Annotated in this window: 20 protein-coding genes, 2 pseudogenes and 1 riboswitch; of the genes and pseudogenes, 13 read left to right on the top strand and 9 right to left on the bottom strand. The window is 36.7% G+C overall.

From position 1 onward, the window contains the following. Positions 1–4: 4 nt before the first annotated feature. Positions 5–637: pseudogene (locus AC4D4B_RS03645) on the top strand (SpoVR family protein); the annotation flags it as partial. 142 nt (positions 638–779) lie between these two features. On the opposite strand, the gene AC4D4B_RS03640 reads toward AC4D4B_RS03645, so the two are convergent. Continuing rightward, positions 780–2,075 (bottom strand): NCS2 family permease, encoded by a 1,296-nt coding sequence (locus tag AC4D4B_RS03640; protein WP_490995667.1) that lies wholly within the window; start codon positions 2,073–2,075, stop codon positions 780–782. A gap of 142 nt (positions 2,076–2,217) precedes the next feature. Then, positions 2,218–2,318, bottom strand: a riboswitch (purine riboswitch). Between the two features lie 568 nt (positions 2,319–2,886). Here AC4D4B_RS03640 and AC4D4B_RS03635 point away from each other — a divergent pair. Beyond that, positions 2,887–3,000, top strand: a pseudogene (locus AC4D4B_RS03635) (SpoVR family protein); the annotation flags it as partial. Beyond that, complete coding sequence (locus tag AC4D4B_RS03630) at positions 2,972–3,268, top strand: hypothetical protein (RefSeq protein WP_490999198.1); 297 nt, start codon at positions 2,972–2,974, stop codon at positions 3,266–3,268. The pseudogene AC4D4B_RS03635 and the gene AC4D4B_RS03630, both read left to right, overlap by 29 nt. Positions 3,269–3,639: 371 nt before the next feature. On the opposite strand, the gene AC4D4B_RS03625 is transcribed toward AC4D4B_RS03630, so the two are convergent. Continuing rightward, the gene (locus tag AC4D4B_RS03625; RefSeq protein WP_490995665.1) at positions 3,640–4,365 is read right to left on the bottom strand and encodes a CBS domain-containing protein; all 726 of its coding nucleotides are present in this window, start codon (positions 4,363–4,365) and stop codon (positions 3,640–3,642) included. A gap of 573 nt (positions 4,366–4,938) precedes the next feature. On the opposite strand from AC4D4B_RS03625, the gene AC4D4B_RS03620 reads away from it, so the two are divergent. Further along, complete coding sequence (locus tag AC4D4B_RS03620) at positions 4,939–5,151, top strand: hypothetical protein (RefSeq protein WP_490995664.1); 213 nt, start codon at positions 4,939–4,941, stop codon at positions 5,149–5,151. Between the two features lie 241 nt (positions 5,152–5,392). On the opposite strand, the gene AC4D4B_RS03615 is transcribed toward AC4D4B_RS03620, so the two are convergent. Together AC4D4B_RS03615 and AC4D4B_RS03610 are read right to left on the bottom strand one after the other, a co-directional pair. Beyond that, positions 5,393–5,881: a hypothetical protein gene (locus AC4D4B_RS03615; protein ID WP_490999197.1), complete on the bottom strand. Its 489-nt coding sequence runs from the start codon at positions 5,879–5,881 to the stop codon at positions 5,393–5,395. A 235-nt stretch (positions 5,882–6,116) separates the two neighbouring features. Continuing rightward, the gene (locus tag AC4D4B_RS03610) at positions 6,117–6,557 is read right to left on the bottom strand and encodes a hypothetical protein (RefSeq protein ID WP_490999196.1); all 441 of its coding nucleotides are present in this window, start codon (positions 6,555–6,557) and stop codon (positions 6,117–6,119) included. A 588-nt stretch (positions 6,558–7,145) separates the two neighbouring features. On the opposite strand from AC4D4B_RS03610, the gene AC4D4B_RS03605 reads away from it, so the two are divergent. Both AC4D4B_RS03605 and AC4D4B_RS03600 read left to right on the top strand, forming a co-directional pair. Further along, entirely contained in the window at positions 7,146–8,150 is a 1,005-nt protein-coding gene (locus AC4D4B_RS03605) for a DNA/RNA non-specific endonuclease (protein ID WP_490999195.1), read from the top strand. Positions 8,151–8,599: 449 nt separating this feature from the next. Further along, positions 8,600–8,800 (top strand): cold-shock protein, encoded by a 201-nt coding sequence (locus AC4D4B_RS03600; protein ID WP_066102150.1) that lies wholly within the window; start codon positions 8,600–8,602, stop codon positions 8,798–8,800. A gap of 251 nt (positions 8,801–9,051) precedes the next feature. On the opposite strand, the gene AC4D4B_RS03595 is transcribed toward AC4D4B_RS03600, so the two are convergent. Further along, complete coding sequence (locus AC4D4B_RS03595) at positions 9,052–9,606, bottom strand: TetR/AcrR family transcriptional regulator (protein ID WP_490995660.1); 555 nt, start codon at positions 9,604–9,606, stop codon at positions 9,052–9,054. Positions 9,607–9,789: 183 nt separating this feature from the next. On the opposite strand from AC4D4B_RS03595, the gene AC4D4B_RS03590 reads away from it, so the two are divergent. The 6 genes from AC4D4B_RS03590 to AC4D4B_RS03565 all read left to right on the top strand — a co-directional run bounded on the left by AC4D4B_RS03590 (position 9,790) and on the right by AC4D4B_RS03565 (position 14,279). Next, positions 9,790–10,650 carry an SDR family oxidoreductase gene (locus AC4D4B_RS03590; RefSeq protein ID WP_490999194.1) on the top strand — a complete coding sequence of 287 codons (861 nt, stop codon included), beginning with the start codon at positions 9,790–9,792 and terminating at the stop codon, positions 10,648–10,650. 220 nt (positions 10,651–10,870) lie between these two features. Beyond that, positions 10,871–11,515: an NAD(P)-dependent oxidoreductase gene (locus tag AC4D4B_RS03585; protein WP_490999193.1), complete on the top strand. Its 645-nt coding sequence runs from the start codon at positions 10,871–10,873 to the stop codon at positions 11,513–11,515. Between the two features lie 12 nt (positions 11,516–11,527). After that, on the top strand, positions 11,528–11,872 hold the full coding sequence (locus tag AC4D4B_RS03580; protein ID WP_490999192.1) for a DoxX family protein: 345 nt from the start codon (positions 11,528–11,530) through the stop codon (positions 11,870–11,872). Positions 11,873–11,885: 13 nt separating this feature from the next. Beyond that, positions 11,886–12,929, top strand: coding sequence for an LLM class flavin-dependent oxidoreductase (locus AC4D4B_RS03575; protein WP_490999191.1), 1,044 nt, complete (start codon positions 11,886–11,888; stop codon positions 12,927–12,929). Positions 12,930–13,107: 178 nt separating this feature from the next. Next, a complete protein-coding gene (locus AC4D4B_RS03570) occupies positions 13,108–13,731 on the top strand; it encodes an FMN-dependent NADH-azoreductase (protein WP_490999190.1) in 624 nt (207 codons plus the stop codon). Positions 13,732–14,078: 347 nt separating this feature from the next. Continuing rightward, positions 14,079–14,279, top strand: a complete 201-nt coding sequence (locus tag AC4D4B_RS03565) for a cold-shock protein (RefSeq protein ID WP_066102150.1) — start codon at positions 14,079–14,081, stop codon at positions 14,277–14,279. A 219-nt stretch (positions 14,280–14,498) separates the two neighbouring features. Here AC4D4B_RS03565 and AC4D4B_RS03560 read toward each other — a convergent pair whose 3' ends face one another. The 4 genes from AC4D4B_RS03560 to AC4D4B_RS03545 form a co-directional block, all read right to left on the bottom strand. Beyond that, positions 14,499–15,233 carry a TMEM164 family acyltransferase gene (locus AC4D4B_RS03560; RefSeq protein WP_490995654.1) on the bottom strand — a complete coding sequence of 245 codons (735 nt, stop codon included), beginning with the start codon at positions 15,231–15,233 and terminating at the stop codon, positions 14,499–14,501. Positions 15,234–15,305: 72 nt separating this feature from the next. Beyond that, the gene (locus AC4D4B_RS03555) at positions 15,306–15,512 is read right to left on the bottom strand and encodes a hypothetical protein (RefSeq protein ID WP_490999189.1); all 207 of its coding nucleotides are present in this window, start codon (positions 15,510–15,512) and stop codon (positions 15,306–15,308) included. A 360-nt stretch (positions 15,513–15,872) separates the two neighbouring features. After that, positions 15,873–17,054, bottom strand: a complete 1,182-nt coding sequence (locus tag AC4D4B_RS03550; protein WP_490999188.1) for a DUF418 domain-containing protein — start codon at positions 17,052–17,054, stop codon at positions 15,873–15,875. A gap of 43 nt (positions 17,055–17,097) precedes the next feature. After that, a complete protein-coding gene (locus AC4D4B_RS03545; RefSeq protein ID WP_490999187.1) occupies positions 17,098–17,253 on the bottom strand; it encodes a hypothetical protein in 156 nt (51 codons plus the stop codon). A gap of 287 nt (positions 17,254–17,540) precedes the next feature. On the opposite strand from AC4D4B_RS03545, the gene AC4D4B_RS03540 reads away from it, so the two are divergent. Then, positions 17,541–17,741, top strand: coding sequence for a cold-shock protein (locus tag AC4D4B_RS03540; protein WP_066102150.1), 201 nt, complete (start codon positions 17,541–17,543; stop codon positions 17,739–17,741). Positions 17,742–17,810: the final 69 nt, after the last annotated feature.

Below are 17,810 nucleotides of genomic sequence, written 5' to 3'. Positions count from 1 at the left end.
GAAGGAAGGCTGGGCAAGCTATTGGCACCAACGCATCCTCCGCGGACTTGATTTAACAAGCGGGGAATCGATTGAATTTGCGAAATTGAATGCGGCTGTGGTGCAGCCGTCACGAACAGGTATTAATCCGTATTATTTGGGCATTAAGATGTTTGAGGATATTGAAGAGCGATATAACAATCCTGATGAAGAAATGATAAGGCACGGGGTTAAACCAAATTCAGGCCGTGAAAAAATGTTTGAGGTACGGGAGATTGAATCGGACATTTCCTTCCTCCGCAATTACCTCACAAAGGATTTAGTCATGCGCGAAGATATGTATTTGTTCCAGAAAAAAGGCCGCGATTATAAAATCGTGGATAAGGGATGGAAAGAAGTACGTGATCAGCTTGTTGGTATGCGGGTCAATGGAGGATTTCCATACATTACGGTAAACGATGGTGACTATTTGAAAAATGGGGAGCTTTATCTGAAACATTGGTATGAAGATATTGAGCTGGATGTGAAATACTTGGAGAAAGTTTTGCCGCATATGCATTATTTATGGGGGCGTACGGTTCATATTGAAACGGTGTCGGAAGGTAAGGGGATTTTGTTTAGTTATGATGGGAAGAGTGTGAGTAGGAAGTATGTGTGAGTGATAAGAAGAAGCCAATCGGGGATTGGCTTCTTTTTGGTTATTCGGTATCATAGCAAAGTTCAATTAAGAGGGTTGAAGTATATGAACATTAAATATTTAATAACGTAATAAAAGTTTCCTTCATCTCGAATGCTCGTTCCTATATGATAAACGCAAAGTATAAAAGAAATAACAGACAAAGCACATACATAATTGGATGTACTTCTTTAGCACGCTTTTGTGCGACTAAACAAATTGGATAAAGAATAAAACCTAACCCAATCCCGATAACCACACTAGAAGTTAGCGGCATCATAATAATTGTTAAAAATGATGGAATCACAATCTCTAACTTCGTCCAATTGATTCGACGGATTTCCATAGCCATTAGTGCTCCTACAATTATTAATGCAGCTGATGTCACTTCCACTGAAATAACGTTAACAAGTGGTGAGAAGAATAACGCAACGACAAAACAAGCGGCAGTTACGACAGATGTAAAGCCTGTTTTTCCGCCGACAGCAATACCAGCAGAAGATTCAACGCTTGTTGCAGGTGTTGATGTACCTAAAATAGCACCAATTACACCCGCAGCCGAATCGGCAAGTAAGCCTTTACCGATATTCGGAATCTTATTGTCTTTCATCATGCCTGCTTGACTTGTTAGTCCAATTAATGCACCTGCTGTATCAAAGAACGCGACAATTAAGAACGTGAAAATAACTGTTAGGATTTCTGGTGTGAAAATCTCATCTAAATGACCAAACACAACGCCAAATGTTGGTTCAATGCTTGGGATACTGCCAACAATCGATACAGGTACATCGATTAATCCGAAAGTCATACCAACAATTGTTGTAATCACCATGCCGTAGAAAATGCCGCCATTGATGCCACGTACTAACATAATGATCGTAATAATAAGACCTAGAACGGCTAGTAGTGTCATCGGCGATGTTAAATCACCAATCGACACAAATGTATCTGGGTTGCCGACTACAATGCCACCATTTTTTAATCCGACAAATGTGATGAAGAACCCAATACCCGAAGCGATAGCATATTTTAAATCGATTGGAATAATATTAATAATCTTCTCTCGAATTTTAAATAAACTTAATAGCATAAAAATGATGCTGGCAACGAAAACGCCTGTTAAGGTAACTTGCCAATCAATACCCATCCCGATACATACTGAGAACGTAAAAAATGAGTTTAATCCCATACTCGGTGCAATGGCGATTGGGAAGTTCGCCAGTAAGCCCATCAGCACTGTGCCGATGATGGCAGTAAGCGCAGTTGCCGTGAATACAGCCCCTTGATCCATTCCCGATTGACTTAGGATAATTGGATTGACGATTAAAATATAGGCAATCGATAAGAAGGTCGTAATCCCTGCGAGTGTTTCCGTTTTATAGGAAGTACCCCGTTCTGCAAATTTAAAAAAGTTTTTCATGTTGTAAGCTCCTAATTACTAGTTCAAAGATTGAACGGAAATAAGTATAACTACCATTTTATCAATAATTTTTTTCCCTAAAAATATAAAAAACTTTAACCACAATTTGGCCAAAGTTTTTCTACAAAATGGAATAAAAATATATTATTTTCCCATTCCTTGTAGTCAGCTATTTATCGGTAGCTGGTAGAAACTTTCAAGCCGTATTCTTGAATTTATACAAGGTATATCTTTTTTTAAAAACTATATCAATACTATTTTAAATAGTCAATAAAATTTCAATACCTTTATCTTATCGATATAAAAACATTCAAAAATAAAAAATTACAAGTATACTAGAATCATAAAAAATTCAGTGAAGATTGGTTGTGTTTTTAGGATAGCGTATCTTTTATTTGTATTCGTGGCATTCGATCGTATTAACACTGCGTTGAAAATGATATACTTTTTTGTCCAATAATCCCTGTTTTCCTATATGATAATGGACTATCGACTTTAATAGACATAATCACTGCTATTGCTTTCATAACAAAAACCATGTTGATTAATAATATTGATAAACCACATACTCAAAACTATTATGATATTTGTTTTATCTATCCTCTTTTGATACTACAAATGACCCTCTTTACTACAACAATTAATTCTTCCTTTCAACAATAAATTATTGTGGTAATTCATAAAGCTAACATAAGTGGTGTAAGTTCTTTTCTATTGGGGGCGTTAACGGAATAACGAAGATTAAAAAGTATCCTCTTTTTTAGCAATACTGTTTATGAATAGCGCCATTAATGGAGATTCTTAGCAGAAAGAAGGCTGGGCGAGCTATTGGCATCAGCGCATCCTTCGTGAACTTGATTTAACAAGCGGAGAATCCATTGAATTTGCAAAACTAAATGCAGGAGTGGTGCAGCCGTCAAGAACCGGTGGAGGAAAGATCCAACGAAGCGGAAGTAAAACAATCCATTCGGGAGTCATTTGGAGTGGATAACGGTGGAAGTATAGAAATGTTCGAAACTAATGAAGATGCTGAGAAACGTAAAGAATATATTGAAACTGTAACGAAAGAAATGGGCGGACTTCTGACGGAATATTCGTATGTGGAGAATAACGTTCTTCTTCGATTATCTAAAAGTTTAACCCTTGACCAGGCGGCTGACTATGAAACGGCTTTAAAAGAAACTTTCAAATGAGTTTAGGAAAAAACATCGCTTTTTTTAGCAGTGTTTTTATTTACTTACGCATACACAAAAACGTATACATATCCATTTTAATGTTATTTGAATTGTAAAATGATTTGAATAAGTGATAAATTATTTCTGTTAATTCGATTAAAGAATATGGTGAGAACTATCTCAGGAAATGTAATTCGTTGCAACATCTTCAAAGTTGAAACTTTTATAGAATTCTCCTTTTTTTAAAAAAGAAGAACTCAATGATTAATATCTCTGAGTTCTTCTTTTTAGGTTTTAAAAGCTCGTAAAATGAAGCTCTCGGAGAAAACGCTGGTGTCAATAACTTATCCAGACTGTTCCGATAAGGCAATTGTTTAATAAAGCCTATATTACATCTCGATGCCGACAATATCCCAAGCCGTGATGATACCCAAAGCTTTTTCATGGGGTTTACCGTGTTCAGTGACAATAATAGCTTGAAGATTCAATTGATTGTTGGATATACGGTTTTCGAAAATCTCTTTAACCTTAAATACACTGTCGTGTCTACCAACAAAAGCAACATTTCTTGGATTTTCGTATTGAATAACTTCTTGGACGCTCATATTTTCCATCAACAGGCCGTCATCATTGAAAGCGTGCGCTATCCAACGAGAGATGCCGCCGTCTGTCAAAAGCGCTACGAAGCGGTTCTCATCATAAATAGGAATTTGTGAATATTCGCCTTTGCCTTCGTTCTTCATCAAGTCCAAAGCTGTTTTAATGTTGTCCGCAGAATGAATGATCGCCATTTCTTTCGTGCAGATTGATTCTGCCGAACGAGGACTTTCCAATTCTTCAGCAAACTTCTCGATTTCTTCCACTATGCTGGAGTGCGGAGTCGCAATATATTCTAATCCATTATTGCCTTTTTCATGGACCAGGACATTGCGCAACTCATGGAATTTCAATAAGCGCGAGTTATTACGCATATTTTTGATGACTGGATTGGTGCTTTTTCGTAGTAAGGTTTTGAAATCTGCGAATCCTTTGTCGTTTTGATATTTAGGGTCTTTATCTTTCATATAATTATGTATTCTGTTGTAAGCTGCTAAAAACCTATCTGCATTATTCATGTGTATACCCCCAGTTTATTTGAATATGTCTGTTGCTCCTGCCGTTTCCAATCATTAGCATCAACAAGTCATAGATACCAACATTGAACAGAATCAATGCCGAATGTGCATTAGTTTGACTAGAAGCCTTCCATCATAAAGTTCTGATTTCTATAACCTCCTTTTAATCTATTTTTTTGAAAAGGTTAGATTCAATATTTTTATATTCTCTCTTGTTCAATCAATGAAACTGGGGATATATTCCGCCAATGGAAGTGTCGTACGGACCCTCACTCTACAACATTAATTTAATGAATGTTGTTGCATTATTAAATATTACAGCGCTGATACAAGAATGGTCAGGATTAGTGAAATTAACAAAGAGAAGGCTTAGTATTAGATAAAAAGGATGTAGCTTCCTTTTTCCATGGGTAGTGTTATTTCAAGTAGCGCAAATGAATAAACATATACTATGATTAGAAAAATCTAAGGATAGTTGAAGTAGAGAAGGGGAGTATTGCATTAATATGGTTTTCTATGTTTGTCATAGTTTGTAATGACTAATGGAGGAAGAAACGAAAAGGTGGGAATTTTATGAATCCCTTAGCTTACGGCGGGTTAGTTATTCTGATTAGCATTTGCTTCTTTGGATGTCTCACTTCTGTTATGGGGACGACTCAGCCATACTTCGATGCGCTTATCACCGTATTTGTCACTCATTGGGTGATGCGTGACCTGGTTCCAGTTCGTCAGGAAAATTACGATAATAACGAAAATAACGATGACGTTTCAAGACAAGGAGAGTAATTTCTGGTGTTCTTTGTACTCTTAGTGCCACCAATCTATCTTCCAATCATTAACGAAACGTTATTGTATTAAATGTTAAAGGAGAACTGAATCCACTGGTTTTAAATGATGGGAGAAGTATGTGTGTTAAAGTAGAAGCCAATCAGGGATTGGCTTCCTTTTTATTGTTAAGTAAATACTTCGAAATTTATTGAATGAATTATCTATTGGAAAAGATACGATTTTTTATTGGTTTCCGTATCTATTTTTTTATTTCGACATATCCGATATACTGAGCCTTGTTTGATGAATTTCTTGTAATAACTTCCATTACGAAGGTTCCTTCGGTATCAGGGAAGGTGAATTCCCCATTTTCATTCACATCGAGATCGGTATCTTTCCCGTTTTCCCACAATGTGACTGCAATAGAGTCTGGCCAGCTGGCCCCACTGCTTCCGTTATTTTCCTCATTTTCGATAATGTCAATTCTGGCCTCCTGGGTGGGATATGCAAATATTTTATTCTGTTTAGGACCGAATTCTTCAATATTTAACACAACGTTCTTTACCTCGCCACTCGACGAGCTCCAACTGACATTGGCTTCGGTTAACGGGTATGCTAGGAGGCCCTCCATCTCGCCTACTTCTAAACGAGCGCTCGGAAGCCCTACATCATAATCCTCTGCAAAACATCCTGAAACGGTGAAAATTAATAAGATTCCGATAAAACATTTCAACCATTTGTTCATCATACATTTCCCCCTGCATGGTTAATGCCAAAATTCACATCATATTAAACTCTACTGCCCTGTTTGGTCATTAAGGAAGTTAGTCCGCTTAGAGGATATTTCTTCACATTTAATATTTTCTTCATCTTGGTGAGATTGTGGCTATATTAATTAAGCAAGGAGATCCTTAGATGAAGGGAGAATGGAAATGTTTTATCTAAAGATATCACTACAGGAGAATTGAGCAAATAAAAACCGGCTATTGCAGTCGTTTCCTTCGCCAAATCCACACGTTTGACAAGAGAAGTAATCCTGCAATGGTACCAGCAATTCTTTGATCGCGGCTTCGGGTATATTCTAAAAAGTCACCTGCTTCATAATCTGCAAGTGCCCCGTTCGGAAACTTTTCCACATCCGTTGTCAGCTTCAGCCATTCATCTGTTCGACCGCACGGATCAACCTCGATGTGCAATCCTTTTTTATGTCCGTAGATAAGGTAGACTCTGCCTTCTTTGAGGGTTTCTTGTAACCAATCCCCGATCATGTCTTTCACTTCAGCCCTAGGTTTCAGGTCCCCTTTATAGACCGTGTCCACTTGGATAATGTAACTATCTCCTTTTCGCTCATTTACCATCCCTTTAAATACGAAATCGGCGTTCTTGAAAGTTTTTTCCGCACGTTCAGGTTCCGCGCAGCTCAAAGCCTCTCCTATAGTGGGGAAGGACAGGCTCCCTAAGAGAAAGAACAGAACCAACCCAAATCCTTTAGCCGTTCGCCAACTGTTCATACTGCTCATCCTCCTCTTATAATCCACATAACTTTAATTCAACTGGTACTTCGGAATAACCTTACCGTAAATTTGTTATTAATGAAGAATATTATTTAATATAAGTATCTAATTTTGAGGCAGTTGTTTTAATATTGCTTTATTTCAAGCGGGCTTTATAATTATTTTAATGGAGAAATTTGGAAAATAAACCACGATCTTAAAAATGCCATCCAAGAGGAAGAGATATATAAGAACATTTTGTTAATTGGACTTTTCTTGTTGGGTTTATTTGTGAGCCACATACTAGTAAATATTGAGCCAAAACGTACAATATTACGCATAAAAATCTGCGAGCTTTTTTGTTATGATTTATTTTTTTCATTTAATTTATATGCAGCGCATTCTAAATCAAAAATCGTGGAAATGAAAAGCAAATGAAAACGAAAGTAAAAATAGAATAATATTATATGATAAAATATACTTACATGTTATTAACGTTAATTATAGGGGAGTCCTAGAATGAAAAAGAAAATAAACTATATAATCTCACTTTTAATGATTATCTTATTGGTGGGTTGTTCGAACGCTGATGATACATCTATTACAGATGTAGAAACAGAATCACAAAAAGTAACCACAGTTAATACAGAAGAAAATAGCCAAAAAGAAGAAAAAGAAGAAACTACCCCTACGGTTAGTGATGAACCAGCAGTAGAGGAACAAGTAGTTGATGAATCAGTAATAGAGGAAACAAAAACCCAATCAAAGGATGAACGGTTCTCAGGATACAAACGGATTGAAGTTGATGGTGGCGATTTGTCTGGATATCGTGAAGCTAACGTTGTCGTTGACATTGGCTATGGGGATCGTGAATACTGGGCATTTACGAATGAATACGGGCAATTAGTGCGGGTCATTGCTGACGAAATTATTCTGCAAGATGATCGTAGCGAACCTGTAACATCATCTGGGAGATACTACTCTGATGAGGCGAAAGTTCCTGGTGTCGAGAGTGATAATTTAGATGAAGGACATATCATCGCTGATTCTCTCGGCGGGGTATCGAATGCTTATAATATTACCCCGCAGGATAGTACACTCAACCGACATGGTGACCAAGCTTATATGGAAGATGCGATTCGTCGTGCGGGTGGAGCTACTAATTTCGAAGCAATTATCACCTATCCGAATACGAAAACACAGGTCCCTTCCCATTACCAGTATTCCTATACTATAAGGGGTAACGAGATTGTGGATAAATTTGACAATGTAAACCCTGATGAAGTAAACGCATCGCTCGGTTTAACAGAAAGTAAGCCTTCTGATTCAACTAGTTCAAGTAATTCTAGTAGTTCAACTAGTTCAAACACGAAAGGTGATATTTCTAGTGTTGATGTGAATGGTAATGGACAAGTGACAATTAAAGAAGCAAAAGATGCAGGTTTCAGTATGCCCATAACGAGTGACCATTGGTTATATCCTTATATGCGCGATAACGATAATGATGGAATGGTAGGGGAGTAACACTTTTAACTCTGAGACAAACTAGATGAACAAGAGAATAGTTCTTCGTTAAAGATCTATAAGCTTGGGATATCCCAAGCTTATTTTTTATTAATAGGTTTACTCAATCATTAGCTATTTTTGTTAGGAAAACGGATGGTATTTGAGCTGTGCTTTATATTTGATGTCTTTTTTAGAGGATGAGGATAGGGAATGTGAACGAGGTATTAGAGGATGCTACTATATGACGATAGGTTGTGGTGATGGTTCTGCTACTATTACGCACGAATAAACATCCTATTATGAAAGGTGAGGCGTATCAATTGCTATTATTGGAATTACCTGTTATTCTTAAGAAGAATTATTTTTGTTCGGTTTCAGATTGAGAAGCGATTTTGATTTTCGTCTAAGGTATTTGAGCAAGGATAGTAACACATTGTGTGGAAATCCACACTAGGAGGCAACATATTATGGAACAAGGTAAAGTGAAATGGTTTAATGCAGAAAAAGGTTTTGGATTTATCGAACGTGAAGGCGGAGAAGACGTATTCGTACATTTCTCAGCTATCCAAAGCGAAGGTTTCAAATCTTTAGACGAAGGTCAAAGCGTAACGTTTGAAGTAGAACAAGGACAACGTGGCCCACAAGCTACAAACGTTCAAAAAGCTTAATAAGAGCTAATGAAAGATCCTGCATATGCAGGGTCTTTTTTTGTTTTTTATTCAATTTGGGCAATAAAAAAGCCCTATTCAAGAAATGAATAGAGCTTAGACAACAAAAGAATGAAACTGTATAGCAAATGGTAGGCTAAGTATAGCACAGTGCTTGAATAATCCCTAATTTAAACTTGCTTACTTGCAAAGGGAGTATTTTTCTATTACTTTTTACGAATACAATAACTGCTAGCTTTCTTAAAAATCCTTCAATAAACATTTAATAAGGTAACAAAAGTTTCCTTCATCACTTCTTCAGATGGATGGTCTCCACTTTTTACATATTTAGTTGACATCCCATATAGGCTCCAACTAATCATAATACTAAGCAAGTCTGCTTTTTCATTTGACCAAGAGGGGTACTTTTTCTTTAATAAATCTTTAAATACCCTTGCGAGTTCTTCTTTTACGATAGTTTCAATTTTGGGTGTAAATGCTTCATAACTACGTGCACATTGATTGGCCAACCCACTTTGAAAGGATAATAAACTAAAGAATATGTCATTTAAAACTTCTGGTGTTAATGCTTCGTGCGAAGTTACATCTTTTAATATCCCCTGCAACACATCTTCACTGATGACTGTTTCCAATAAGTCATATTTATCAAAGAAGTGATAATAAAACGTTGCGCGATTAACAGTTGCTCGTTGCGTAATGTCTTTTATTGTAATATCCTTGAAATCCTTCTCAATTACTAACTCCATAAATGATTCCATAATTAATTTACGTGTTCTTAGGAATCGAGGATCTAACTTTTTCTCCATAATATCCTCCTATTTTTTCGTCATATTTAACGAAATGTCGTATATACGATGTTTTGCTTGTATTGTTGATTGTACATTTTATTGATGAAATATAGAATTAATTATACAACAAGTGTTGTTTATCCGAAAAGTGCCAACAAACGAGTTGGACTAGGATAAATGATTCAATAGGAGGAAGATAGTATGAACATTTTAGTAACGGGTGCATCAGGACATTTAGGATCAAAAATTGTGGAACATTTAATGAAGAAGGTTCCAACTTCAGATATTATTGCAGGTATGCGTGAAACAGAATCAGAAAAAGGAAATTATTTCGCTGCCCAGGGTATTGAAATACGTGAAACTGATTTTGATAGAAAAGAAACATTAGTAGAGGCTTTCCAAGGTGTCGATCGTGTATTTATCATTTCGACATTCAGTGATCCAGAAACTTCAGCTCGCCAACAAAATAATGCGGTAGAAGCAGCCAAAGAAGCTGGCGTTGCACAAATGGTTTATTCTAGTGCTCCGCGTGCAGACGTGAGTGAGTTTGTCTTAGCAGGAATTCATCGTGTCCGTGAAAACATTATTAAAGAATCAGGTATTCCATACGTATTTGTACGTAATAACTGGTACGTTGAAAATGAATTAGGCAGTATTCAGCAAAGCTTAAATGGTGCTCCTTGGGTTACCGCCGCAGGGAAAGGAAAAGTAGGATGGGTTTACCGTCCAGATTTAGCAGAAGCAACAGCAAATGTACTTGCAGGTGAAGGATACGAAAATAAAGCGTATGAATTAGCAGGTGAAAACTTAACGCAAGGTCAATTTGTTCATGCTGTAAATGAAGTTACAGGTAAAGAAATTCAGGTAATGAATGTGGATGTTGCTACGTACGGCAACATGTTAAAAGAAGCGAATTTACCAGAAGAAGCAGTAGCAATGACTACGATGATTCAACAAGGTATTCGTGAAGGCGGATTAGAGAACCCTCATTCAGATTTAGAAATGCTCCTTGGACGTAAACCAACATCTGTTAAAGAAGCATTGCAACAACTATTGAGTTAACTAAAACGCCTCTGTAAACGATTGTTTACGGAGGCGTTTTTTCTCTCTAAAGCAATTGAATCTTATGATTGTTCGATAACCTCCTACTTTTTCAACATTTAGGCTGAAATGTTGTATATACGATTTTCCTATCGGTTTGTTGGTTGTTCGGTGTGTATATTCGTATTATTATTGATTTACAACAAGTGTTGCATAAACAAAAGGTGTCGGAGGTTATTAAATGAATATTACTGTTTTTGGAGCCAATGGACAGATTGGTCAACAATTTATCAATATTGCCCTGCAAAATGGAGATAAGGTAAAAGCATTTGTTCGCCGGGAAGGTGCGTTAAACGTATCGCATGCCAATTTGACAACGATCGTAGGTAGCTTAACTGATGAAAAGGTCGTAACAGAAGCGATTAAAGGGCAAGATGCAGTCGTGAGTACCCTTGGTCCTAAACTGAATGGTGGACGAAAAGTAAAAGAATTACCGATTTGTGATGCACATGAAACAATTTTAAACGTTATGGAAACACAAGGTGTGAAACGTTTCATTACTCTTGCAACACCATCTGTAAGTTCCAAGGAAGACAAAAAACAACTCGCAACGATTATACCTGCGCTTATGCCGAAGTTGTTTTTCCCTCCTGGATATCTAGAAATGAAAGGTATTGAGCAGTTGGTGAAGGCAAGTAAAGTTGATTGGACAGTCGTCAGAATCATTAATCCAAATGTAAGAACGGACGGTAATGGTTATGCCATTTCATTTGGAGATACAAAAGCAAAAATGAGCGTTTCACGCAAAAATATCGCACATTGCATATACGACGCAATCAGTAAAAATGAATGGATTGGCAAAATGCCGATTGTATTCAACAAATAGGGGGGATGGACAATGACTATATTAGCTTGGATTTTACAAGGAATTTTAGCGTTACTATTTTTAATAGCTGGCGTTCAGAAAACATATGGTTCCAAAATGCACAAAGAATCGTTTGCTAAATGGGGATATCCTCAGTGGTTTAGAGTCGTAACAGGCTTGGTCGAGTTAGGGGCAGCTGTATTACTAATTATAGGATTCTGGATTGAAGGATTTGCAATTCTGGGAGCTTTGATTTTAGTGGCAGTCGGTATCGGTGGAGTGATTACACATATTCGCGTAAAAGATACGTTTAAGGATACAGCTATGATAGGAATTTTGGGGATTTTATCAATTCTGTTAGTAATCATTCTTTTATAGTGGGTGGAGAAAAATGAATTTTGAATTTGGTGTTTATTCATTGGGTGAACGTATCCCAGATGCAAACGGCCAGGTGTTATCTGCCAATGAGAGGGTAGAAAACATTATTCAAATGGCGAAGTGGGCAGATGAGGCGGGGCTTGATGTGTTTGGTACAGGTGAGCATCACCGATTAGACTTTGTTACATCAAGCTATGCCATGCTGCTTGGGGCCATTGCACGTGAAACAAAGAAGATTAAATTAACGAGCACTTTATCCGTTATTAGTACAGCAGATCCTGTACGAGTATATGAGGATTTTGCCACACTTGATTTATTAAGTGGTGGGCGTACCGAAATCATTCTGGGTCGTGGTGCCTTTTTAGAAAGCTTCGCACTATTTGGAGCAAGCTTAGATGATTATGATCATTTGTTTGAAGAAAAGCTTGAGCTATATATGCAATTACAAGAACATGAAGTCGTCAATTGGCATGGAGAATTCCGTCCGCCACTTCGTAACGCACAGATTTCCCCTCGTCCTATGCAACCCAGAATTCCAATGTGGATTGGAGTTGGTGGAACGCCTGCCAGTGCAGTGCGTGCAGGAAAGCTTGGGGTAAATATGGCAATGGGGCTATTGGCTGGTGAACCAGAGCGCGTTCAATATTTAACTAATCTTTATTGGAAAGCTGCGAATGAAGCAGGACATGATTTATCAAAATTAAAAGTTTCTGTAACAGGACATGGCTATATTGCAGCAGATGGTGATCAAGCGATACGCGAGTTTACCCCTCATTATAATCAGTACATGCAGCATTTTATGAAAGATCGTGGGCAATTCTTCAATCCTGTTACTGCTGAACAAACGATGCCTCAGCGAGCGGCAAATCAAATTTTAGCGGTAGGAAGTGCTGAAGAATTAGCGGAGAAAATTCTATACCAGCATGAATTATTCGGACATACACGTTTTATGGGTCAGTTTGATATGGGAAATCAACCACCTGCTCGTGTAGAAAAAGCCATTGACTTACTGGCAAATAAAGTTGCCCCAATGGTTCGGAATGCATTAAGTAAATAATGAGATTAAACCAACTTACATTATTAGTTTTCAAAAATATTTTTATTTAAATCTATATATTTTCGTATACAAGAATTAGTTGGATTCATATAAATGGAATAGTTTTTTTTAGTATTTTAAAATATTTATATAGACCAATTTCTTGTTGGAAAATACATTCTAAAGCGAGGTTAACGTCATGACTAACGTATTAGTAATTAAGGCAAACAATCGTCCAGATGGTATTTCAACAAAGATGTATGAAATGTTCGTAGAAGAAGCAACAAAAAATAACAAGCTACAAGTAACGACTTTTGATGTATTTGAAGAGAACATGCCACATTACGGCCAGGATTTGTTCGATGCCTTCGGTAAATTGCAAATCGGTGAAGACTTAAACGAAAGGGAAGCTGCTTCAATAGCGGCCCAGCAAAAAGCACAAAAAGCCATTACAAATGCAGATGTGCTAGTCTTTGCCTTCCCATTATGGAACTTAACTATTCCTTCAGCGTTACAAGCATTTATTGATTACAATTTACAAGCTGGCTTTACATTTAAGTACAATGAGCAAGGTCAAAAGGAATTTTTATTAAAAGGTAAAAAAGTGATTTTATTAAATGCTCGTGGCGGCTTCTATAGTTCTCCAGAAATGAACAGCATGGACATGGCTGTGAATTATATGCGTACCGTTATGACAAACTTCTTCGGCTTTGAAATTATTGACGAAGTAATCATCGAAGGCCATGCGCAAGATCCTGATAATGCCGCAACGATTATCGCGGAAGGTTTGGAAAAAGTTAAAGAAGCAGCAGCAAAATTATAAGTAGTTTTTACAATACTTGTGATACAAATTTAAAAGGACACTACATGATTGGTATGTAACCGCTGTGTAGTGTCCTTTTGATTCTAAATAATATAAGTAAATTAAATGAAAAATCTTATATGGATGAGTTCTTTAGACATTATGAAGCAGGATATAGCACACGAATAAACATCCTATTATGAAAGGTGAGGTCGTATTAATTGCTATTATTGGAATTACCTGTTATTCTTAAGAAGAATTATTTTTGTTCGGTTTCAGATTGAGAAGCGATTTTGATTTTCGTCTAAGGTATTTGAGCAAGGATAGTAACACATTGTGTGGAAATCCACACTAGGAGGCAACATATTATGGAACAAGGTAAAGTGAAATGGTTTAATGCAGAAAAAGGTTTTGGATTTATCGAACGTGAAGGCGGAGAAGACGTATTCGTACATTTCTCAGCTATCCAAAGCGAAGGTTTCAAATCTTTAGACGAAGGTCAAAGCGTAACGTTTGAAGTAGAACAAGGACAACGTGGCCCACAAGCTACAAACGTTCAAAAAGCTTAATAAGAGCTAATGAAAGACCCTGCATATGCAGGGTCTTTTTTTGTTTTTTATTCAATTTGATCAACAAAAAGCCCTATTTAAGAAAGAATCACTTTTATTTTTCCGACTTTCCACGCCAACTACTGGAATTTGTCTTCAATTCATTCTTCTATATTAAAGCCGTTTCTCTATGAATTTAGCGAGTGACGAAAAAATCACCTGGTAAAAGAAGTAACGATTTTAGTGTGCTGAGAAATCATTAGTCTCTTTTAACCATTGCAGCTTATTCCATGGTAAATACATTACAACCCATAAAATAACAATCATACAAGCTAAACCAAATATGTACCCTGGATTTCCAAAGATATTTTCAAGTGGAACAAGTGGAGAACCAGGTGAGGGGACATTTAAAAACATAAAGTTTGTACCCCATATTTTATTTAATGGATAGATAATTGATCCTGTCACAGCTAAAAATAGGATTGAACCTATTATTCTTTTTTTATCTGGTTTAACAATCCCCGCATATACCACCATGACACAATACATAACAAGTGCTAAATGAAAAATAAAGCTAAATAAACTCATAAACTCATATATCGGTCGATGTGTCCAGTTACAAAATAACAAAGCTGCAATTGCACCAGGCAAGAATAAATTATAGAGCTTTTCCCCAATCATTAAGCTATTTGTATAGGCATGATAAAAAATCGCAAAAATCGCAAAACTACATAATTCGAACGGTAGATAGTCAACCGTAAATTCATTTCTGCTAATCAAATAGATATTCTTAAAAATCTCAAATAGTAAAATAAACCATGCGATTCTTCGTTGTACAATACTCTGACTTTTGGCATCTAATTTTTTGAAATGCTTACTAACCATGATGACGGTTAGCGTTATTACAATGAGCCATCCAATATGATATGGTCCAAATAATGAAAATCCCATTTTTCTACCTTCCTTTTTATTCATGAAGAAGCCATCTTGCAAAATCGCAAAATGGCTGGATTTATTATGATAATTGTTTCGTGACTGTTTTTTCTACTAAATTACTGATATCCAAACTAATATAAGTGCCACGACTAGCGCCCTAAGAAGAACAACATTATAAAGTATTAATGACTTCATGGCTAAAGAATAAGTCTCCATTTTCCCCATTGGCAATACGGCTGTCATAAAAATAATTCCTAATATTAAAATAGCAATAATCGGTATGACAAACAATCGGTTGGAATTTTCTAATTCTTTCAATTTCTACCTTTCCTTTTTATGAACAGGATTTCTATATATACTCTACATAGGGATGAACATTGATTAGTATATTTTTATACAGGAATACTTTGAAACTCAAGATTAAGTTAGGTTTAAATTGCCTTAGAATGAGAGTGAACCAATATCTTAGCCGAAGAGAATGTGGCTTTTCCCCCTCATTATTGAAGCCTTAAGACTACCCCCTCACCTTTGGGCGAGGGGGGTATCAGCGCTTATTTTTAGGGTTACCTACGTCGATCACAGGCACACCATATTTTTCTATGAAATAGGCTTTTCCATGTAGGTTGTCAAATTGTATGTTTCAGAAATATTCATTGCAAATAAAATAATCGATCTGTTTTATGCAGATTTAATAAGAGAGGAGTTTGCTTCTTTTACTTTTCCTCGCCAAGAAAGGTTAGTCCACATACGAAGGAGATATTCAACTGGACCTCTCTTCGCATATTTGAGATATAGTACGCTGCATAGGCATTGGGCGACATAGACCAGGATACCGATGAAAATGCTTCCTGCAATGCTGATTTGTTGGTAATATCCGAGCCCGTAACCATAGAAAATGAATGTCATGATGACAGATTGCATCAAATAGTTGGTGAGTGATAATTTCCCCATACTTTCTAATACGGTAAACAGAAAGTATTGTTGGTAACGTACATATAAGTAGGCAAATACAAAAACATAACCAATCGCAAGCAATTGCCCGCCTGATTGAGCGAATATACCAGTGAAAGCTTCCCATCCTTCTAGATGAGCCAATAGCTTCATAGTGAGACCGATAGCGAGTAACCACCAACCGTGCCTATAGATGTTTGTTTGTTGGGATGGATTAGAAAACCATCGCTGTTTTGCCATCGCCATACCGACTAAAAACATGGGCAGCATATAAAAAGGGGACAGCAACAGAGCGCCAACTGCCAGTAATGGATCGATATCAAAAATTGGCGGCATGGCGTTTTCACGATAATCTAGAATTTCCTGATATGTTCCGTTTGCATGTACCTCATCAGTCATCTCAACGAATGCCAGCATATCTGGAGTTTTGAACATTTCAGATACATCACCATAACTTGCTGCTGTAAACAATACGAATGATATCCCTGACCAAATCAAGAGAGTCTTCGGTTTTCTGTGCAGAAAGGGGAGCAGTAAGAATAACATCACACCATAATACGATAAAATATCACCATCCCATAAATATGTGGCATGTAGAGTACCAATCGTCATTAAACCAATGGCCCTTCGTACAAGATGCCACCTTGATTTATCTCGTTTTTGTTTAATCGATTCAGCAAGCTTCACCAATGAATACCCGAATAGTAATGAAAAGATCGGTAAAAATGAGTATTCAAAGGCTACTTGGATGAAACGTAGAGATACCAAGTCTATCTTAGACAGTTCATCTGTATTGATTATGTCTTTACCCCATAAACTGAATTGAAAAATCAATAAGTTCGCCATCAAAATCCCGAACAAGCTGAATCCTCTCAGCGAATCAATTAGTGTTACTCGATTTTTGAGCATTATGTATTTCCTCCTGATTCTTTTTCCAAATTTGTTCTTTGTGCTAGTTACCTGTTAACTTTGGTTCGTATACGGAAGTGGTTGATGGAATGTTTGAAAGTGTGGACAGGGCAAGCTGTAACGCAACCAGATCAGGATGGCGATATCCTACTTTGTCCTGTTTTCTCTTATGTTCTCTATCATTTTTTTTCGTCTTCATAGGTGTAACAGACTATAAATTCGACAAAAACATTCAAATTCCTTCCAGAAATAATAGGGATTGAAGTATTTCATAAGCCTTCAAAAGTACTATATTACATCATAGATAAACATCCAATTATGAAAGGTGAGGCGTATCAATTGCTATTATTGGAATTACCTGTTATTCTAAAGAAGAATTATTTTTGTTCGGTTTCAGATTGAGAAGCGATTTTGATTTTCGTCTAAGGTATTTGAGCAAGGATAGTAACACATTGTGTGGAAATCCACACTAGGAGGCAACATATTATGGAACAAGGTAAAGTGAAATGGTTTAATGCAGAAAAAGGTTTTGGATTTATCGAACGTGAAGGCGGAGAAGACGTATTCGTACATTTCTCAGCTATCCAAAGCGAAGGTTTCAAATCTTTAGACGAAGGTCAAAGCGTAACGTTTGAAGTAGAACAAGGACAACGTGGCCCACAAGCTACAAACGTTCAAAAAGCTTAATAAGAGCTAATGAAAGATCCTGCATATGCAGGGTCTTTTTTTGTTTTTATATCAAATTGCTCAATAAAA

This window comes from Pradoshia sp. Z6_59, from assembly GCF_058267515.1.
This window is presented reverse-complemented; position numbering and strand designations above follow the sequence as displayed.

What these genes read in the sequence shown, in the direction of transcription:
- AC4D4B_RS03640 (WP_490995667.1), bottom strand. Translation starts at nt 2,075, where the DNA reads ATGAAAAACTTTTTTAAATTTGCAGAACGGGGTACTTCCTATAAAACG.
- AC4D4B_RS03630 (WP_490999198.1), top strand. Translation starts at nt 2,972, where the DNA reads ATGCAGGAGTGGTGCAGCCGTCAAGAACCGGTGGAGGAAAGATCCAAC.
- AC4D4B_RS03625 (WP_490995665.1), bottom strand. Translation starts at nt 4,365, where the DNA reads ATGAATAATGCAGATAGGTTTTTAGCAGCTTACAACAGAATACATAAT.
- AC4D4B_RS03620 (WP_490995664.1), top strand. Translation starts at nt 4,939, where the DNA reads ATGAATCCCTTAGCTTACGGCGGGTTAGTTATTCTGATTAGCATTTGC.
- AC4D4B_RS03615 (WP_490999197.1), bottom strand. Translation starts at nt 5,881, where the DNA reads ATGATGAACAAATGGTTGAAATGTTTTATCGGAATCTTATTAATTTTC.
- AC4D4B_RS03605 (WP_490999195.1), top strand. Translation starts at nt 7,146, where the DNA reads ATGAAAAAGAAAATAAACTATATAATCTCACTTTTAATGATTATCTTA.
- AC4D4B_RS03600 (WP_066102150.1), top strand. Translation starts at nt 8,600, where the DNA reads ATGGAACAAGGTAAAGTGAAATGGTTTAATGCAGAAAAAGGTTTTGGA.
- AC4D4B_RS03595 (WP_490995660.1), bottom strand. Translation starts at nt 9,606, where the DNA reads ATGGAGAAAAAGTTAGATCCTCGATTCCTAAGAACACGTAAATTAATT.
- AC4D4B_RS03590 (WP_490999194.1), top strand. Translation starts at nt 9,790, where the DNA reads ATGAACATTTTAGTAACGGGTGCATCAGGACATTTAGGATCAAAAATT.
- AC4D4B_RS03585 (WP_490999193.1), top strand. Translation starts at nt 10,871, where the DNA reads ATGAATATTACTGTTTTTGGAGCCAATGGACAGATTGGTCAACAATTT.
- AC4D4B_RS03580 (WP_490999192.1), top strand. Translation starts at nt 11,528, where the DNA reads ATGACTATATTAGCTTGGATTTTACAAGGAATTTTAGCGTTACTATTT.
- AC4D4B_RS03575 (WP_490999191.1), top strand. Translation starts at nt 11,886, where the DNA reads ATGAATTTTGAATTTGGTGTTTATTCATTGGGTGAACGTATCCCAGAT.
- AC4D4B_RS03570 (WP_490999190.1), top strand. Translation starts at nt 13,108, where the DNA reads ATGACTAACGTATTAGTAATTAAGGCAAACAATCGTCCAGATGGTATT.
- AC4D4B_RS03565 (WP_066102150.1), top strand. Translation starts at nt 14,079, where the DNA reads ATGGAACAAGGTAAAGTGAAATGGTTTAATGCAGAAAAAGGTTTTGGA.
- AC4D4B_RS03560 (WP_490995654.1), bottom strand. Translation starts at nt 15,233, where the DNA reads ATGAATAAAAAGGAAGGTAGAAAAATGGGATTTTCATTATTTGGACCA.
- AC4D4B_RS03550 (WP_490999188.1), bottom strand. Translation starts at nt 17,054, where the DNA reads ATGCTCAAAAATCGAGTAACACTAATTGATTCGCTGAGAGGATTCAGC.
- AC4D4B_RS03545 (WP_490999187.1), bottom strand. Translation starts at nt 17,253, where the DNA reads ATGAAGACGAAAAAAAATGATAGAGAACATAAGAGAAAACAGGACAAA.
- AC4D4B_RS03540 (WP_066102150.1), top strand. Translation starts at nt 17,541, where the DNA reads ATGGAACAAGGTAAAGTGAAATGGTTTAATGCAGAAAAAGGTTTTGGA.